This window comes from Hyunsoonleella sp. 2307UL5-6 (assembly GCF_047345485.1).
Taxonomy (GTDB): Bacteria; Bacteroidota; Bacteroidia; order Flavobacteriales; family Flavobacteriaceae; genus Jejuia.
This window is the reverse complement of sequence record NZ_JBLFEN010000003.1, coordinates 329,675-348,630: the sequence shown is the minus strand read 5'-3', so window position 1 is coordinate 348,630 and position 18,956 is coordinate 329,675. Positions and strand designations below refer to the sequence as shown.

Here is an 18,956-nt window from a genome sequence, read left to right as displayed (position 1 = left end):
TAACAATTGTTAACACTGTAATAACAGTGGTAATATTCTAGTAATATTGATAACTTTCCGCTAACTCTAACTTAATAAAACCACAGTATTTAGTTAACAAATTTTATTAACTCTCATCATAATTTTGACATCAAATAATAACTAAAAACAATCAAAAAATTATGAAAAAATTATTTAGCTTTTTATCACTAGTCACTGCTTTAGCAATAATCCCTGTATCAGTAATTAGCTGTGATATAGAGGATGGGAAAGACGGTATTGATGGTGTTGATGGTATGGATGGTCAAGACGGTCAGGATGGTATGGATGGAGAAGATTTTACTCCTGAAACACTAACGCCTTTAACAAGTTCTGTGGTATCGGCAGATAAGGTATTTGATGTGTTAGATGCATCTGTAAATGTAGAGATGTTATTAACATCTGCAGATATTTTACCTTCAGACTCTACATTTGTATATGGTTCCTTTACTGATGGTTGTGCCTTGTTTGATAACGGAGACGATACGTACTCTTGCATTGTTAATTTGGAACGAGATTACTCTATTGCCAGAATTAAAATGAATAAAAGTTTACAGCCTTTAGAAGGTGATTATATTGTAAACTCTACGGCTACTGCATTTACGGCCATGTGTTCTGGTTCTGGTATTTCTAAATCAGAACATGGATTTGGCCCTATGTATCTTTCTGGTGGAGAATGGGTTGGCCAAGGTGCTGGAGCGCAAGGTGTATACGTTGTAGATCCTTTTAAGGATGCAGATTTAGCGTCTTTTGCAACCAGATCTCCAGCTATGGGAGAATGGTCTACAGAAAATGCAGTTGTAATTGGTAAAAATGCATATTCTAATAGAACAGTTGCTATTATAGGAGATGACGATAGCAATAACACATATCCTGAAGGACACTTAGGTATGTATGTAGGTGCTCGTGGAGATTTATTTGGAGGCGATCTTTTTGTTTTAAAAGGTAAAAACCCTGTTGAAACAGAACCTGGACAAGGTGGCTTATTATTTGAAATGGGTATGGCAGAAGGAGTTGCTTATGATGCTGAGTGGATAGAAATGACAGAAAGAACTAAAGACGAATTAAACCAAGAAGCTATAGATGCCGGTGTGATTGGTTTCCAAAGAATTGAAGATATAGATTGGAGAAAAGGTTCTGCTGATAACGAAAGAACATTCTTTTTCTGTGTTACTGGTCGCTACAGAAGCGACAATCCAGATTTAGCTAAAAGAGGTACTACGTTTGGAAGAATCTACATGGTAGAATTAAATGATGATAGTCCTACAGGAGATTGTAAAATCACTTGTGTACTAGATGGTGACAAAGTAGGTGGTGTAGCTGACGGCTTCCATAGCCCTGATAATATTTTGGTTACAGAAAACTTTGTTTACATTCAAGAAGATCCTAATGGGTATTTTGATCAAAACACTGCTATTCAAGGTTGGGCAAAATTATACAAATATGATATTGCTACTGGTGCACTTACTACTGTTTTAGAGTGCGACGAAGATAATAACCCAGAGTACGGCGGTGGCGGCAAATGGGAAATTACAGGTATGATAGATGTTACCGATATTATTGGAGCAGCTGAACCTACCTATATATGCGGTGTTCAAGTTCATGGTTGGGAACTTGATAAAATTGATACTGCTGTAAGAGCAGACGGTAAAGCATTTTTCGATCCTACAGCTATTGCAGAAGGCCTTTCAGACTTAGAAGGTTCATTCTTATTCAAAATAACTGGTTTACCAAGATAGTTTGTATGCAAAGTAATTATCCATATACTATAAAAAGAGGAATCCAAGCAGGATTCCTCTTTCTAATTGTAATACTAGCTATTTCGTCTTGTAAAAACAACACTAAATTAGTTGATATTGAAACTACAAAAACTAACTCGGTTTTTACTAAAGATTTAAGAGACTACTATTTACGTAACTTAGATAGCTTATCTACTTACTTAAATAAATTAGATCCTGAAAAATCTTTAGAAGACAACAAAGCCATCTTTAAAACAGTAAGAAAATGGTATAAATATGCAGAGCCATTTATGATTGCTTTTGATAATAACAGCTACCTAACAATTAACGGACCGAATTTGCTTATTGTGCATGCTGAGGATTATACCGATATTAAAAAAATTAAACCCAAAAGTTTACAGGTTGTAGAAGAATTGCTTTATAACGAGGATGGCTTAGATAAAAAAGAGCTCGAATTACAACTTATATTTTTACAATCTAGAGTGCCTTTTATGGCACATAACCATATTATCTATAAGCAAAAAGATAGGCATTACTTTAAAATGGTTAGAGATGAAATAATAACAGTTGCTACAAAGGGTCTCACTGGTTTTGACTCTCCAATGCAATTAAATTCAACAGAAGAATCTGCTCATGTGTATCAATCTTTACAAAACATTCTACAATATATGGAAGATGTTTACGGAGAAACTGAAATTTACAAGCAGTTACTAGATGAATTTAAAGCAGCAGAACACCTATTATTATCTAAAACTTTTGAAACTTTAGATCGTTACGCTTTTATTAAAAACCACACAAATAAGCAACTCGCCTTATTAACTGAAGCCTTCAAAAAATGGGATATTGAAATGGCTGAGAACTTTGCGCTAAATCCTTATGCCGTAAATTTATTTCAAAAAGACTTTTTTAATCTATCTCACTTTTCGCCCCAAGGATCTCCTGTTATTTCTGATGAGCGCATTGCACTTGGAAAAACACTGTTTAATGATAAAACGTTATCAATTAATAACGATATGAGTTGCGCTACCTGCCATATTAGTGAAAAGGCATTTACAGATGGTAAAAAACTAGCTATTGGAAGAAATGGTGTAACACTTCAACGTAATACACCAACCCTATCTTATGCGGTTTACCAAAGAACATTTTTTTACGATGGTAGAGGCGATGGCCTCGAAGGGCAAATTGTTGGCGTTACAAATAATAAAGACGAATTCCATACAGATCTAATAACTATAGAAAAAAGAGTTAAAGATAACCCAGAATATACAAAGGCTTTTGACATGTTGTATGAAGGTAAAATTACAAACAAAAATGTGAGACATGCTATAGCCACTTACATTAGAAGTTTAGCACCTTTTGACTCTAAGTTTGATAGAAACATGCTAGATCTAGAAAGCACTATGACAACAGAAGAAATTAAAGGATTTAATCTTTTTACAGGAAAAGCTGCATGTGCAACCTGCCATTTTCCGCCTACATTTAATGGCACTGTACCGCCTAAATTCAAAGAAACAGAATTTGAAAATTTAGGTATTACAAAAAATACCAATTTTAAATATCCCATTTTAGATGAAGATCCTGGCATGTATTACCCTTATGAGGTTGAAGAAAGAAGAGGTTTTTTTAAAACATCTTCAGTAAGAAATATTGAACTTACAGCTCCCTATATGCATAATGGGGCTTTTAATACTTTAGAAGAGGTTTTAGAGTTTTATAATTTAGGTGGCGGACAAGGTATGGGACTTAATGTACCTTACCAAACTTTACCTGCAGACTCATTAGATTTAAACCAAGAAGAAATAAATGCAGTAATAGCCTTTATGAAAACACTAACTGACAGAACCTTAGTGTATTAAAAGTTAATATTTGTGTTAAAAATTTATTCTTTATCATAGAATCATGAGTTTTTATTTAATTTAGATTTAAAATAAATTGACTATGAAAACAACCACATTTTTAAATTTAAAATCTTATCTATTTGTGTTTATAATGCTAATTGCATACACCACAAATGCTCAAAACAACGATCCAATTAAAGAAATTAGTGGTAAAGTATTTGACAAAGAAACGCAAGACGCTTTAATATTTACAGATATTGTTGTAGATGGTTCTAATATTAGTACTGTAACTAATTCTGATGGTGAATTTTTACTTAAAATACCTTATAAATATTTGGGTGAAAAATTAGTAATTACACATTTAGGGTACGAAAAAAAATTGTTAAATATAGTTGACTTAAGTACTGATGAAAAAATTTACTTAACATCTAGCGTTACAGAACTCTCTACCGTAAGTATTGCTGCCACACCAAAATACGATGCTAAAACACTTGTGAGAAAAACATTAGAGAATAAAAGCGCCGCTTATAATGATAAAAATGCGTTGTTAACAGCGTTTTATAGAGAAACCATAAAGAAAAGACGACGAAACGCTTCTCTTTCTGAGGCTATAGTTCAAATACATAGGCAACCATTTGCTAGTGTGCGTAATGATCATATAGAGCTCATAAAATCTAGAAAAAACACAGATTACTCAAAGCTAGACACCCTGGCCCTTAAACTTCAAGGCGGTCCTTTTAGTAACTTATATACAGATTTAGTAAAATATCCTGAGTATATTTTTAACGAGGAAGATATTGACTACTACGACTTTAACTATGAAAACTCTACGAATATTAATAAAAACTTAGTGTATGTAGTAAATTTTAAGCAAAAATCTAACGTAAAAACACCAATGTACTACGGCAAGTTATACATTGATGCTCAAACCTTAGCCCTTACTAGTGCAGCTTATAGTTTAAACGTTAAAAATAAAGAACTATCCAGTAGTCTATTTGTTAGAAAAAAACCAAGAAAAGTAGATGTATACCCAACAGAGGCTACCTATAAAATAAAATATAGAACTCAAAATGGGAAATGGCAGTATGCTTATAGCAACATAGGCTTAACTTTTAAAGTAAATTGGAAAGGGAAATTATTTAATAGTGTATATACCCTAAATAGCGAAATGGCTATTACAGACTGGGAAATACCAAAAACTAAAATAGCTAAAGTTCGTAAAAGGACGTTAAAACCTACATCTATATTAACAGAACAAACTTCAGGTTTTACTGACCCAGAATTTTGGGGTGCTTATAATATTATAGAACCAGAAAAATCAATTGAAAATGCTATTAAAAAAATTAAGAAACAATTAAACAAACAAAATACAAAAAAAGAAGAATCTTAAAGATTTTATAAATTTCTAAAAGCTGATAATTTAATTATCAGCTTTTTTTATGAGATAACTTCACCGTACAAATCAAAATCTTCGGCTTCAATAATCTTGATATTTGAGAATTCTCCAGTTTTTAAATAGGTACTTGTAGCATCAATTAAAACTTCATTATCAACATCTGGAGAATCAAACTCGGTACGTCCAATAAAATAATTACCTTCTTTTCTATCTATAACAACTTTATACTCTTGTCCTATTTTCTGTTGATTTAGTTCCCATGAAATCTGAGATTGAATTTCCATAATTTGATTAGCCCTATCCATCTTAACATCTTCAGGAACATCATCCTCCAAATTATAAGCATGTGTATTTTCTTCATGAGAATAGGTAAAACATCCTAAACGCTCAAAGCGCATGTGTTGCACCCATTGTTTTAAGGTTTGAAAATCCTCTTCCGTTTCACCAGGATACCCAACAATCAAAGTAGTTCTAATGGTCATTTCAGGGACTTTGGCTCTAAATTCTTGCAATAACTTTGTGGTCTTTTCTTTTGTGGTCCCGCGACGCATACTCTTCAATATAGCATCAGAAATATGTTGTAACGGAATATCCAAGTAATTACAAATTTTAGGCTCACGCTTCATAACATCCAATACATCTAAAGGAAAACCTGTTGGAAAGGCATAATGTAATCGTATCCATTCTATGCCTTCAACTTTTACTAAAGCCTCAAGAAGTTCAGCTAAATTTCTTTTCTTATATAAATCAAGCCCATAGTATGTTAAATCTTGAGCAATTAATATTAACTCTTTAACACCGTTTGCAGCCAATTTTTCAGCTTCAATTACCAAGTCTTCAATTGGAGTAGATTTATGTTTACCTCGCATTAAAGGAATAGCACAAAACGAACATGGTCTATCACAACCTTCAGCTATTTTTAAATAAGCATAATTTTTTGGCGTTGTTGTTAAGCGTTCACCTATCAATTCGTGTTTATAATCTGCACCAAGTGCCTTTAATAAACCGGGTAATTCTGTTGTTCCAAAATATGCATCTACATTAGGAATTTCCTTTTGCAAATCTGGCTTATAGCGTTCGCTTAAACAGCCAGTTACAAATACCTTATCCACATCTCCAGCTTCTTTTTTTTGCATGAACTCTAAAATAGTATTCACACTTTCTTCCTTAGCATTATTGATAAAACCGCAGGTATTAATTACTACGACATTACCCTCTTCCTCATGAACTACATCTTTACCGCTTGCTTTAAGTTGCCCCATAAGTACTTCACTATCGTACACATTTTTACTACAACCTAATGTAACAACGTTTATCCTATTTTTTTTAAGTGATTTTGTGCGCATAGTATTTGTAAATCAGGGCGCAAAGTTACGGAATGATTTACGAAATAGTTACCAATATTCCGTTTAACTATAGTTAATATAAACATAGTATATTTTACTTAAGTATACACGAAAACCTATACATGATTTCTTGCAAAAACATCTTAAAATTTAATATCTAATTAAACCTTTTGTATATTTGAGTGTCCCAAATAAAAACCTGCTGTTATGAAAATCAATTTCCTATATCTTTTTTTATGCCTTTATTTTGTATTTAGTTGTACTTCTGAATCACCAGTAGAAGACAATCCAGCACCAACTGAAAGCATCTACTTCCCACCATTAAATTCTGATATCTGGGATACTGAAACTATGGAAAGTTTAGGCTGGAATACACTACAACTACAACCACTATTAGAGTTTCTTGACGAAAAAAATACTAAAAGTTTCATCATTCTCCATGACGGAAAAATTGTTATTGAAGCTTATATGAACGATCATGATGCCACAAAACTATGGTATTGGGCAAGTGCTGGTAAAACATTAACTACTGCTATTTCTGGGATAGCTCAAAATGAAGGTATTATTAACATAAATAATAAGGTTTCTGAGTATTTAGGTGAAGGTTGGACAAGTACGTCTTTAGAAAAGGAAAGCCTGATTACATGTAAACATTTATTATCTATGAACTCTGGTTTAGATGACAGTTTAGGCGATGATGTATCTAAAGAAAATTTACAATACAAAGCTGATGCTGGAACACGTTGGGCGTACCATAATGTGTATAAAAAAATGCAAGATGTTATTACAACAGCTAATAATACGACTTGGAGCAGTTATTTCAACGAAAAGTTGAAAAGTAAAATTGGAATGAATGGCGCGTGGGTGCCATCAAACAACTTTAATGTGTATTGGAGCAACACAAGAAGTATGGCACGTTTTGGACTTATGATGTATGCTAAAGGTAAATGGAACGCTACACAAATTGTGCCTGAAGCATTTTTAAATAATGCTACCAATGCTTCACAAAATATTAATAAATCCTATGGCTACTTATGGTGGCTAAACGGAAAAAGCGATTTCTATTTACCTGCAAGTCAATTAAAATTTGGTGGTCCATTAATTCCTAATGCGCCCAACGATACTTATGCTGCTTTAGGTAAAAATGACCAAAAGATATATGTTGTACCAAGTAAAAAACTAGTAATAGTACGTATGGGAGACAAAGCTAATACTGATGCGTTGGCGTTATCTAATTTTGATAATGAATTGTGGGATAAAATTAATGCACTTATCAATTAATTATAATCCTTTGGAGCTATACGTCGTTTAGAAACTTGCTCATAACCATAAGCAAATCCAAGTAACTGTTTTTCAGAAAGTGGCTTACCTATAAACGTTAAACCTTTTGGCGCACCGTTTTCAGTATATCCCATAGGAACAGTAATGGCTGGATATTCTGCAACAGCAGCAAAACCTGCGTGATAATTATTAATGGATAGAAATCCATCTAAATTATAAGCTTTAAATGGCATATCAAAAAATATTCTTCCATTAGTTTTTAAGGTATTTTTAATTGTATTAAATGCTGAATCAGTAGCATTGTCAGCAACAATGCCTTCAAATAATTTTTGACCATAAGGCATGGTATTTAAAGAATCTCTTAGATTGAAATCCATAATATCTTGTACAGATTTAGCTGTTATATTTTTACCTGCATAATTTGATAAATATACGGGCAAATCGACTTTCATATCTAGATTTAGTAATCTTAAAAAATCTGGTAAGTCTACTTTTTCTTCTTCTATTTCAATAATAATAGCGCCTTTTGATTTTAAATCTGAAATGGCTTGAACATAAAGAGTGTCTTCTAAAAGCCTTTTTGGAGCACCAAAACGTTTACCTTCTAGAGCGTTATTTCTTAAATCAGTCGTATAGTAACTACTACTCCACTTTGGATTAATAGATTTTGAATCTGTTGTATCATAACCAAAAATAGCATCCAATAAAATCGCAGTATCAATTACATTTTTTGCCATTGGTCCTGCAGTATCTAAGGTTGAAGAAATGGGTACAATACCACTTCTACTTACCAACCCAATTGTAGGCTTTAAGCCGACAACGGAGTTCTGACTAGAAGGTGATAAAATAGAACCAGAGGTTTCACTACCAATAGCAGCAACTGCAAAATTAGCAGCAACGGCTACACCACTACCAGAACTAGAGCCTCCTGTATCAATACTTCTTCTACCGTAAGGGTTTAATGTTTGTCCGCCAATAGCACTGTAACCGCTTGGGCAATCGCCACAAAAAAAGTAAGCCCATTCGCTTAAATTGGCTTTACCTAATATAATTGCACCCTTTCTTTTTAAGTTATTTGCTATAAATGCATCTTCTGTATTATTATTTTGAAGAGCTACAGCTCCTGCAGTAGTTGGTATTCCTGATGTATTAATATTATCTTTTAAAAGAATTGGCATCCCGAAAATAAGGTGTGGCGCAACTTCAAACTTCATTCTATCCTTTTCTTTAGCTTCCGTAATTACATTAGGATTTAATGAAATCACCGAATTTAAAGACAACTTGTTTTCTCTATCGTATTTTCGAATACGGTATAAATAGAATTTAACCAGTTTCTCGTATGATAATTTTTTATCTAAAATATATTTTTGGAGTGTTGGAATATCTTGTTCTAATATTAGCGGTTTTAATTTACTATAGTCGTTTTCGGTAAAATCTTCTAAATCTTTTTCAAAAGGTTTCCATAAATCCTTAGCATCAATATATTTTGATTCTAAAACTTTAAATTCTCTAAAATCTTTCGAAGAGATAGCACTTAAATCAGTAGATGACTCCATGGTTTTATGGTCTGATTCAGCATATTTACAATTAAAAAGTAAAGCAATAACAAATAAGGATAAAATATATCTCATGGCTAATATTTTTTATAAAAATACCTTTTTGTTGGATAAACCACACTAAAAGTTACAGAGTTATTACTAAAACGCAAAAAAAAAAGCTGTTTTTTTTATATAAAAACAGCTTTAATAAAATAGGTATATAAAATTATGGTAAACCTAAAGCAGCAGAAGCTGGAAAACCTCTTCGAGAACCATTATTACTAGTGTTTGATGATGTAGTACCAGAAGACGAAGTTCTTCTTACAGAAGTACTATTACGCACAGTGTTAGTCTGAGAAGTAGTTCCTGAAGAAGTACTTCCTGAATTCTCGCTAGTTGAGCTACCTGCTGAAGCTGGACGACATCTTACTCCAAATGAATTTTCTGTAATAGCAATAAAATCTAAAACTTCACCTGTTCTTCTGTTTACGATATTAACACCATCTCCAGTAAAAACCGTGCGTACTATAGCATCATACGTTCGGCTAGAAATGTCTTGACCAGATCTAATTGTACATTCAGATTGTTGTGCATTTACTGCAGTTGAGATTGCCAAAGCAGCAAATACTGTCATTAAAATTTTCATAGTAATAAATTTTTCTCCTTACTCTATTTTTATAGGCTTTTCAGGTTTCGCCACTATAAATGACGAGTAGGAGTTAGCTACCTTTCAAAAAAAATAGACTTTAACACATTTAACATTTGTATTAGAAATGAATAAATGAAAAACGTATTCAACTAAACTATTGGATTTAAATAGATTGCGTGTTTTTTTTAAGACTTCATAAAAAAAATGAAGTTATTTTTATAAACATGATTTAATCGGTAGCGTATTAAATTTTAATAATCGAAATTTATTAAATTTAAAAAAATCACTTAAAAAAAGAATCTACAAACTCGTATTTATTAAATACTTGTAAATCATCAATCCCCTCGCCTACACCAATATATTTTACGGGAATTTTAAACTGATCTGAAATACCAATAACTACACCTCCTTTTGCTGTTCCGTCTAATTTAGTTACAGCTAATGAAGTAACCTCGGTGGCTGCTGTAAATTGTTTGGCTTGCTCAAAAGCATTTTGCCCTGTAGAACCATCTAAAACCAATAACACATCATGTGGCGCATCGTCAACAACTTTTTGCATTACGCGCTTTACTTTGGTAAGCTCATTCATTAAATTTACTTTATTATGTAAACGGCCTGCGGTATCTATAATAACAACATCGGCATCCTGTGTTACTGCACTTTTAAGCGTATCAAAAGCTACTGAAGCTGGATCGCTTCCCATAGATTGCTTAACAATTGGTATATCTACACGATCTGCCCAAACTTGTAATTGATCTATTGCTGCTGCTCTAAACGTATCAGCTGCTCCTAAAATTACATTTAAACCTTGTTTTTTAAACTGACTTGCTAATTTACCTATAGTTGTTGTTTTACCAACACCATTAACACCAACCACCATAATTACATGAGGTTTTTTGCCTTCAGGAATGGTAAACTCTGTATCCTCTCCTGAATTGGTTTCTGATAGTAAACCTGCTATTTCTTCGCGCAATATTTTATTTAGCTCATCGGTTCCTAAGTATTTATCTTTTGAGACACGTGCTTCTATACGTTCAATAACTTTAAGTGTAGTATTTACTCCTACATCGCTACTTACTAAAATCTCTTCTAGATTATCTAAAACTTCATCATCTACTTTAGATTTTCCGGCTACAGCTTTACTTAATTTACCAAAGAAACTAGATTTAGTTTTTTCTAAACCCTTATCTAGGGTTTCCTTTTTTTCTGAAGAGAATATTTTTTTAAAAAAACTCATGTGCGATTATTTATTCTTTTATGAGTTTAAACGTTTAATCGTTTTTACTCTTTTTGTTAGGGTTCTATATTTATGACTAAACTGTCAACCAAAGACTGAATAGACTTTTGCGTTAAGGATTGCAGCGGCATCCTTTTTAAAGAATGTAAGTCAACTAATTCTAGTTTAGAAACTTCCTGAAAAAGATTGCCACGTCGCAAGCTCCTCGCAATGACACTTTAAAAAGATATAGCGGAAAGCCTGACCCTTTAGGGTAACGCCCAAATACTTGACAACAACATTCTTGCCTTTAATTAAAACATGAAATATTGTCATTAACATTTGAATTGTAAATATAGGGAAAGGTAACAAAATTTTGATATGACATAAAAGAAATCCCGCCAAAATGGGCAGGATTAATTGGATTACAAAACCTTAAACGTATGTTAGCGTTTCTATCTCATTAAAAAAGCTGCTCTCTTTACAGATAGCAGCTTTAAAATATTGTGAAATAAACGTTTATTTCTTGTTTAAGAAATCGTTTACTTTATCTGGACTCATTACTGACTCTACAAACATGTAAGCTCCCGTTTTTGGAGACTTTACCATTTTTATAGCTTTTGTTAATCTTTTAGATCCTGTTTGTAACGATGCTACTGCTTTTTTTGCCATTGTATATACGTTTTAGCTTTACGGTGTAAAACTTATTACTTAATTTCTTTGTGAACTGTCATTTTCTTTAAGATTGGGTTAAATTTCTTTAACTCCATTCTATCTGGCGTGTTCTTTTTATTTTTAGTTGTAATGTACCTTGAAGTACCTGGTTTACCAGATTCTTTGTGCTCTGTACATTCTAAAATTACCTGTATTCTGTTGCCTCTTTTTGCCATTTTTTAATACTTAACGTATGACGTATTATTTTATAAATCCTTTTGATTTAGCTTCTTTAAGTGCCGCTGAAATCCCTATTTTGTTGATAGTTTTTAACGCAGAAGTAGAAACTTTTAAAGTTATCCATTTGTCTTCTTCTGGAATGTAAAAACGTTTCTTTAATAGATTAGCATTAAACTTGCGTTTAGTTCTATTCATTGCATGAGACACGTTGTTTCCAACCATTGCCTTCTTTCCTGTAAGTTCACAAACTCTTGACATTATATTTTTAACTTTAAATTTGTTGTTGCTTAAAAACGAGGTGCAAATATACTTATTTTTTGAATTATGACAATTAAAATATAGATTTTTTTACAGGAATAATTTCGATACCAATTATAGATATTTTTAGGTCATTTAAAACCCTATTTTTAAGACGTATAATAAATTATTTTAGATGCTTAACATGTACGGGGAATGACATTTTTTAAGAAATTTAATGCTTAGTATTGAGAACTATACATCGCAAAAAATTAATGGTCTAAAATTTCTTTTTCAAGCATTTCTAGTGCTCTATTTACTGCTTTTTTGATAACGCGTTTACGGGTAGAACCCAATTTAAATGATTGTGATATTACAGTATCTTTTCCTGCTATGGCAATAAAAACGGTACCAACATCTACATTTGAGTCGCCTTTTGTAGGCCCCGCATTTCCTGTTGTAGCTACACCGTAATCGGCATTAAATAATTCGCGTACATTTTGTGCCATAGCTTCTGCAACTTCTGCACTTACTACTGAATAGGTATCAATAAGCGTTTTAGAAATACCTAAAACCTTAATTTTAGATGCAGTCGCATACGTTATTACACCGCCATTAAAATATGCTGATGCGCCTGGGTTTTGTGTAAACCGTTCTGCCACATTACCACCAGTACAACTCTCTGCAATAGCTAACGTTTTACCAGATGCCGTTAAACGTTTTGCAATAATGGCTTCTAAAGATTCTTCTTTATCTTCAAAACCTACAAATACATCTTTAATTAAGGGTATCAGTTTTTTAATCTCAGCATCAATAGCATTTCTAACTTCTGTTTCGTTGAATCCTTTTGATGATAAACGCAAACGTACACTACCCAATCTTGGCAAATAGGCTAACCGTATAGTTTCAGGCAAATTATTTTCCCAAGCTTCTATTCTGCTTGCTAATGTACTTTCGCCTAAACCATAGGTTAATAATGTTTTATGTAGTATAAACGGAAAATCAAATTTATCTTTAAGTTTGGGGATTACCTTATTGGTAATAAGGGTTTTCATTTCAAAAGGCACGCCTGGTAAGGCTACAAAAACTTTACTGTTTTTTTCTAACCACATGCCCGGAGCAGTCCCTAATTCGTTCATTAAAACTGTAGCTTTAGATGGCACTAAAGCCTGATCTTTATTTACTTGAAGCAAATTTTGACGCACATGTTTTTTCCAAATATCTTCAATATTTTTAGTAACTGCGGCGTCACGAATTAACGTATCATTAAAATATTCAGCAATAGTTTTTTTAGTAATATCATCTTTTGTAGGACCAAGACCTCCTGTGATAATAATTATATCTACACGACTTTCGGCATCCCTAAAGGCCTGTAAAATATGTGCTTTATCATCTTGAACTGAGGTAATTTGGTATATAGAAGCTCCAATACTATTTAATTGTTGTGCTATAAAGGCAGAATTGGTATCAATAACCTGACCTATAAGAAGCTCGTCGCCAATGGTTATAATTTCTGCTAGCATTTCCTACAATCCAAAATCTTGCTTAATCTCTAAAACAGTTTGTTCTACCGCAGTAATCACAATCTCCAATTTATCAGTAACATCTACATCGGTTTTGGTAAATTTACCCCAATCTTGCACTTCAATTAAATCTTGTAAAACACCCAACTCAAACAAATCAATGGTTGGTTTCATTTTATGTGCCGCTTGGTAAGCGGTGTGGTAATCCTTCTCTGCAACTGCTTTTTTTAAGCGTTCTGCATCCTCAGGTACTTCCTCTAAAAAAGTAGCAGCTAAAGCCATCACAAAATCCTCATCATTATCTGCTAACTCTCTTACTCTAAATAATTTATAATGTTGTTCCATGTTATTTCACTGTTATAGAAAATGGTTGGTGGTCTCCTATATAACCTTTTAACGTATCATTGGCAACAACCTTACCAACTCCGGCAGGCGTGCCTGTAAATATAATATCTCCAATCTTTAAAGTAAAATATTTTGAGACATATTCTATCAATTCATCAATTTTCCAAAGCATATGGCTAGTATTCCCTTTTTGTACAACAATATCATTCTTTTTTAAAGAAAACTCAATTTCGTTAACATCTTCAAACTCACTTTTAGGTAGCCAATTACCAATTACCGCAGCACCATCAAAGGCTTTCGCTTTTTCCCATGGTAATCCTTTTGCCTTTAATTTATGTTGTAAATCACGAGCAGTAAAGTCTATACCTAAGCCTATTTCGTTATAATATTTATGAGCAAACTTTTTATCAATATGCTTCCCCACTCTATTAATTTTAACCAAAACCTCAACTTCATGATGCACTTCTTCAGAAAAATCTGGAATAAAAAACGGCTGTTTTTTTAGTAAAATTGCTGTATCTGGTTTTAAAAAAATTACAGGATCTTTAGGTTTCTCATTTTCAAGTTCTGCAATATGGGCTGTATAATTTCTACCTATGCAAATTAATTTCATCTTTCAATATTATTTTACTCTCACAAAAACGTTAAGACGCAAAGCGGTTAATTTAATTTAATTAGGGCGTTACCTTTTGCTCATACCTACAAGGCTAAAAAACCTTGCAGGATCACAAAAGGTCGGGCTTTTCGTTACAAGTCCTCGCACCTCCTTTGTCGGGCTGTGGGCTTTCCTCTGCAATCCCTAACGCGGGTGTACTTGCCAAATACACTGCTACATCTTAGCGTTTATACCCACTTATGTTTGTTAGCTACATCAAACCGTTTAAACAAATTACACGATTAAACAATTACACAATAAACACACCTACTAAAACTTATTATTAAAACTACGCAACTTAATAGCCGTTAGCACCTTTTTAGTATACCGCGGAAAATCAGCATTTAACAACCATCCAAAATAGCCTGGTTCCTTATCCAATACCTCGGTGACTAACTTTCCTTTATGTTTTCCAAAAGAAAAACACTCCTCACCCTTTTTATTATAAGTAATAAAACCAGCAAAATCGGCAAACTTTTTTCTAGAACTAAACTCAGCTAAAAACTTAGTATCGTTTTCCAATTCATCATATTTATCTAACTGCGCTTTCAATACCTCATAAGTTGCATTTGTATCTGCTTCTGCACTATGCGCATCATCCAAATTCTTATCGCAATAAAATTTGTAAGCAGCGCTTAAAGTACGCTGTTCCATTTTATGAAAAATAGTTTGTACATCAACAGATTGGGTATGCTTCATATCAAAATCAACATCAGCACGTAACATCTCCTCTGCCAAAAGCGGTATATCAAATCTATTAGAGTTAAACCCTCCTAAATCAGAATCTTTAATCATATTATAAATATCCTTTGCAAGAACCTTAAACGTAGGTTCGTTAGCAACTTTAGCATCATCTATACCATGAATTTCAGTAACCTCTTTTGGAATTTTCATCTCAGGATTTACTAACCATGTTTTACGCTCTTCAGTACCATTAGGAAAAACTTTAAGAATAGAAATTTCAACTATCCTGTCATGCGTGATATTAATACCTGTGGTTTCTAAATCGAAAAAACAGATAGGTTTTGTTAAGTTTAATTGCATTTTTTTTGATTGATTTTTTCTGTATAAATACAGAATAAAAACCCAACCGTTTCTGGTCGGGCTTCATCTATTTATTTTTTATATTTCTCTATCGCTATCCCAGGCCTCTAAGTAATCCTTTACAGCTTTAACAAACATGCCTCCAAGCGCCCCATTTACAACACGATGGTCGTAAGAGTGTGATAAAAACATACGATAACGAATACCAATAAAATCTCCTTCGTCGGTTTCAATAACAGCTGGTACTTTTCTAATAGCACCAAGCGCTAAAATACCCACTTGTGGCTGGTTAATAATTGGTGTACCCATAATACTTCCAAAAGAGCCAACATTGGTAACGGTGTACGTTCCATTTTGTATATCTTCTGGTTTTAATGCATTATTTCTCGCTCTATTAGCTAAATCATTTACTTGTTTGGTAATGCCTACCAAATTCAATTGATCTGCGTTTTTTATCACAGGAACAATAAGATTGCCATCGGCTAGTGCTGTGGCCATTCCTAAATTAATAGATTTCTTTTTAATGATTTTATCACCATCAAATGAGATATTCAACATAGGATAATCGCGTAAAGCTTTAGCCACAGCTTCCATAAATATTGGCGTAAAAGTAAGTTTTTCACCCTCACGCACTTCAAAAGCATCTTTTACTTTAGTTCTCCAATTCCAAATTTTAGTCACATCTGCTTCAATAAAACTCTGCACATGTGCTGATGTTTGTAATGATTCTGTCATATGCTGAGAAATTAATTTCCCCATACGTGTCATTTCAATAATCTCGTCCTCACCGCTTACCACAACTGGTTTTACCTCTACTTTTGGTGCAACAGTAATAGGTTTTTTAATAACCTCCTGTTTAGCCTCCTCCTTTTGCGTTGTGCTATTACCTCTATTTTCAATGTAACCTAAAATATCATTTTTAGTGACTCTTCCTTCTTTCCCAGTGCCAGGTATAGCATCTAGTTCTTCTTGAGAGACACCTTCTTGCTTAGCTATATTTTTAACCAATGGCGAATAAAAACGTTCTGTACTAGAAATAGTAGGTGCATTTATATTTATCTCAGCTTTTGCTTTTTCAACACGTCCTGTTAATTCTGTCATCACTTCTTCTGGAGTATTATTGGATGGCGTTTCAACGTTTGCAATAATAGGCGCTTCATCTCCATTAGTTTCTATAATAGCTAAAACCTGTCCAACCTGCACTATAGCGTCTACCTCAAAACGTTTTTCAACCAAAACACCTTCAACTTCGCTTGGTACTTCGCTATCTACTTTATCTGTAGCAATTTCCAAAACAACTTCATCTAACTCCACGGTATCACCAACATCTTTTAACCAAGATGTTATCGTTGCCTCTGCAACACTTTCCCCCATTTTTGGTAATGTCAATTCAAACTTTGCCATTTCTTTAAATTAAAGTCTTTATTTTTATTTAGATTGCAAAATTACTTAAAAATCATTAATTTTTTTAAATTATCTACAACAAAAACCTCTTAAAACTGGATAATCTCACCTCTACTCAAAGCGTTATCACTTCCTAAAATAAAATTAGAGCCATTTGGTAAAATTTTATACGTCCAACTACTTGAGTTTGTATAGTTTTCTAAAATCTTAACAATCTCCTTGTAGCTTAAGTGGTTAGCATCTAAAACAATCTCAGTTTGTGGTTCAAACTCAATTATTTTATTATTTAAAAGCAACCTTTTGGGTAATATAGCCTCTAAGCTTTTGTTATTTTTATTTGATATAAATACGTATTGTGACACTGATTTATTTTGCTTGTTTTTTGCAGTTCTAAAAAGATAAGCCAGCCTTATGCCAAACCAAACCAGCATATCGAATACAATATTTTTCTTAAAGTGTTTTTTGTAAAAAATTTGCATTGCACCGTAAAATCTTCGTGCATAGTTTTTATCTTTAAGTGTACTTTCGCCTTTAAAATGTATTACAGTAGTGTCTCCTAAATAATAATTTTGAAATCCTGCTTTCAATATTTTGTAAGACAAATCGATATCCTCACCATACATAAAATAATCTTCATCAAACCCATCTACATTGTTATAAACATCACGTTTTAAGAACATAAAAGCACCAACTAAAATATCAATTTTACCTGTGGCATCTTTAGTCAAATGATTTGCGTAATACTCAGAAGAATTACCAAATATTTTTTTTAAAGCAGCTTTAACATAAGGAATGTTTCGTTTACTTTCTGGCAAAAATTCTCCAACGCCATTTATAAGTTTACACCCTACCGCACCTAAATTACCCTTACCATAACAAAACTCTAAAAATCTCGTAAATGTATCTTCAGTAACTACAGTATCTGGGTTTAAAATACACAAATATTCGCCTTTTGCTTGAGCAACACCAATATTATTACCTTTAGAAAATCCAAAATTCTCTTTATTCTCAATAAGCGTAACTTTAGGGAACAATTGTTTCACCATCTCACAACTGTCATCTTCAGAGTTATTGTCTATCACAATAATTTCTGCATCAATATCTACAATAGCAGCTTCTACACTTTTTAGACATAACTCTAAAAAAAAGCGCACATTATAGTTAAGTATAATTACAGAAAGTTTCAAATAGATAATTAAAGTTTGAGAGACGATTCAAAAGGTACACGGTTGAGAATACTACGTCCTAAGGTGACTTCATCTGTATATTCTAATTCATCACCAACTGATATACCTCTTGCAATTGTTGACGTTTTAATTGTGTATTCCTGAATCTGTTTAAAGATATAAAAATTCGTGGTATCGCCTTCCATAGTAGAACTTAGCGCGAAAATAATTTCTTTTACCTCACCAGATTTTACTTTTTGTACTAAAGGATTGATATTTAAATCGTGCGGGCCAATACCATCAATTGGGGAAATTTTACCTCCTAAAACATGGTATAAGCCTTTAAACGAACTTGTGTTTTCAATCGCCATTACATCTCTAATATCTTCTACAACACAAATTATACGATTATCTCTGTTAGGGTTAGCACAAATATCGCACAACTCTACATCGCTAATATTGTTACAAGATTTACAAAACTTAATAGTAGTTCTCATAGCAACCAAAGCCTCTGATAATGCCGTGGTTTGGGCTTTAGGCTGTCTCAGCATATGTAATACTAAACGTAATGCCGTTCGCTTACCAATACCTGGCAGTTGAGACATCTCGCTTACTGCATTTTCTAACAATTTAGAAGAGAATTCCATAACTGCGAAAATACTATTTA

The 18,956-nt window shown here is 32.9% G+C and carries 18 protein-coding genes; 4 read left to right on the top strand and 14 right to left on the bottom strand.

All coding sequences use genetic code 11. The annotated features are described in order from the left end of the window. The first annotated feature begins 161 nt into the window (after positions 1 to 161). The 3 genes from ACKGJY_RS07530 to ACKGJY_RS07520 all read left to right on the top strand — a co-directional run bounded on the left by ACKGJY_RS07530 (position 162) and on the right by ACKGJY_RS07520 (position 4,985). The gene (locus ACKGJY_RS07530; RefSeq protein ID WP_413973260.1) at positions 162 to 1,757 is read left to right on the top strand and encodes a phosphatase; all 1,596 of its coding nucleotides are present in this window, start codon (positions 162 to 164) and stop codon (positions 1,755 to 1,757) included. Between the two features lie 5 nt (positions 1,758 to 1,762). Next, entirely contained in the window at positions 1,763 to 3,613 is a 1,851-nt protein-coding gene (locus tag ACKGJY_RS07525; RefSeq protein ID WP_413973259.1) for a cytochrome-c peroxidase, read from the top strand. 82 nt (positions 3,614 to 3,695) lie between these two features. Further along, positions 3,696 to 4,985, top strand: a complete 1,290-nt coding sequence (locus ACKGJY_RS07520; protein ID WP_413973258.1) for a carboxypeptidase-like regulatory domain-containing protein — start codon at positions 3,696 to 3,698, stop codon at positions 4,983 to 4,985. A gap of 47 nt (positions 4,986 to 5,032) precedes the next feature. Here the strand turns inward: ACKGJY_RS07520 and rimO are convergent, their stop codons facing one another. Further along, positions 5,033 to 6,337 carry a 30S ribosomal protein S12 methylthiotransferase RimO gene (gene rimO, locus ACKGJY_RS07515; RefSeq protein WP_413973257.1) on the bottom strand — a complete coding sequence of 435 codons (1,305 nt, stop codon included), beginning with the start codon at positions 6,335 to 6,337 and terminating at the stop codon, positions 5,033 to 5,035. Between the two features lie 207 nt (positions 6,338 to 6,544). Here rimO and ACKGJY_RS07510 point away from each other — a divergent pair, with 207 nt between their 5' ends. Continuing rightward, positions 6,545 to 7,618, top strand: coding sequence for a serine hydrolase domain-containing protein (locus ACKGJY_RS07510; RefSeq protein WP_413973256.1), 1,074 nt, complete (start codon positions 6,545 to 6,547; stop codon positions 7,616 to 7,618). On the opposite strand, the gene ACKGJY_RS07505 is transcribed toward ACKGJY_RS07510, so the two are convergent. The 13 genes from ACKGJY_RS07505 to recR form a co-directional block, all read right to left on the bottom strand. Next, entirely contained in the window at positions 7,615 to 9,249 is a 1,635-nt protein-coding gene (locus ACKGJY_RS07505; protein WP_413973255.1) for an amidase family protein, read from the bottom strand. The genes ACKGJY_RS07510 and ACKGJY_RS07505 overlap by 4 nt on opposite strands. A 133-nt stretch (positions 9,250 to 9,382) precedes the next feature. Continuing rightward, positions 9,383 to 9,802, bottom strand: coding sequence for a hypothetical protein (locus tag ACKGJY_RS07500; RefSeq protein WP_413973254.1), 420 nt, complete (start codon positions 9,800 to 9,802; stop codon positions 9,383 to 9,385). A 286-nt stretch (positions 9,803 to 10,088) separates the two neighbouring features. Further along, entirely contained in the window at positions 10,089 to 11,042 is a 954-nt protein-coding gene (gene ftsY / locus ACKGJY_RS07495; protein WP_413973253.1) for a signal recognition particle-docking protein FtsY, read from the bottom strand. Between the two features lie 498 nt (positions 11,043 to 11,540). Beyond that, complete coding sequence (locus ACKGJY_RS07490; RefSeq protein WP_413973252.1) at positions 11,541 to 11,693, bottom strand: DUF4295 domain-containing protein; 153 nt, start codon at positions 11,691 to 11,693, stop codon at positions 11,541 to 11,543. A 35-nt stretch (positions 11,694 to 11,728) separates the two neighbouring features. Further along, the gene (gene rpmG, locus ACKGJY_RS07485) at positions 11,729 to 11,911 is read right to left on the bottom strand and encodes a 50S ribosomal protein L33 (RefSeq protein ID WP_413973251.1); all 183 of its coding nucleotides are present in this window, start codon (positions 11,909 to 11,911) and stop codon (positions 11,729 to 11,731) included. Between the two features lie 25 nt (positions 11,912 to 11,936). Continuing rightward, positions 11,937 to 12,173, bottom strand: a complete 237-nt coding sequence (gene rpmB, locus ACKGJY_RS07480) for a 50S ribosomal protein L28 (RefSeq protein WP_413973250.1) — start codon at positions 12,171 to 12,173, stop codon at positions 11,937 to 11,939. Positions 12,174 to 12,424: 251 nt separating this feature from the next. Further along, positions 12,425 to 13,675: a competence/damage-inducible protein A gene (locus ACKGJY_RS07475; RefSeq protein WP_413973249.1), complete on the bottom strand. Its 1,251-nt coding sequence runs from the start codon at positions 13,673 to 13,675 to the stop codon at positions 12,425 to 12,427. Between the two features lie 3 nt (positions 13,676 to 13,678). Beyond that, positions 13,679 to 14,020: an Hpt domain-containing protein gene (locus ACKGJY_RS07470; protein ID WP_413973248.1), complete on the bottom strand. Its 342-nt coding sequence runs from the start codon at positions 14,018 to 14,020 to the stop codon at positions 13,679 to 13,681. Position 14,021: 1 nt separating this feature from the next. Then, entirely contained in the window at positions 14,022 to 14,633 is a 612-nt protein-coding gene (locus ACKGJY_RS07465) for a fumarylacetoacetate hydrolase family protein (RefSeq protein WP_413973247.1), read from the bottom strand. Between the two features lie 312 nt (positions 14,634 to 14,945). Next, a complete protein-coding gene (locus ACKGJY_RS07460) occupies positions 14,946 to 15,719 on the bottom strand; it encodes an exonuclease domain-containing protein (protein WP_413973246.1) in 774 nt (257 codons plus the stop codon). Between the two features lie 78 nt (positions 15,720 to 15,797). After that, positions 15,798 to 17,123, bottom strand: coding sequence for a dihydrolipoamide acetyltransferase family protein (locus ACKGJY_RS07455; protein ID WP_413973245.1), 1,326 nt, complete (start codon positions 17,121 to 17,123; stop codon positions 15,798 to 15,800). A gap of 89 nt (positions 17,124 to 17,212) precedes the next feature. After that, positions 17,213 to 18,310, bottom strand: a complete 1,098-nt coding sequence (locus ACKGJY_RS07450) for a glycosyltransferase family 2 protein (protein ID WP_413973244.1) — start codon at positions 18,308 to 18,310, stop codon at positions 17,213 to 17,215. An 8-nt stretch (positions 18,311 to 18,318) separates the two neighbouring features. Beyond that, positions 18,319 to 18,936, bottom strand: coding sequence for a recombination mediator RecR (gene recR, locus ACKGJY_RS07445; protein WP_413973243.1), 618 nt, complete (start codon positions 18,934 to 18,936; stop codon positions 18,319 to 18,321). Between the last annotated feature and the right edge of the window lie 20 nt (positions 18,937 to 18,956).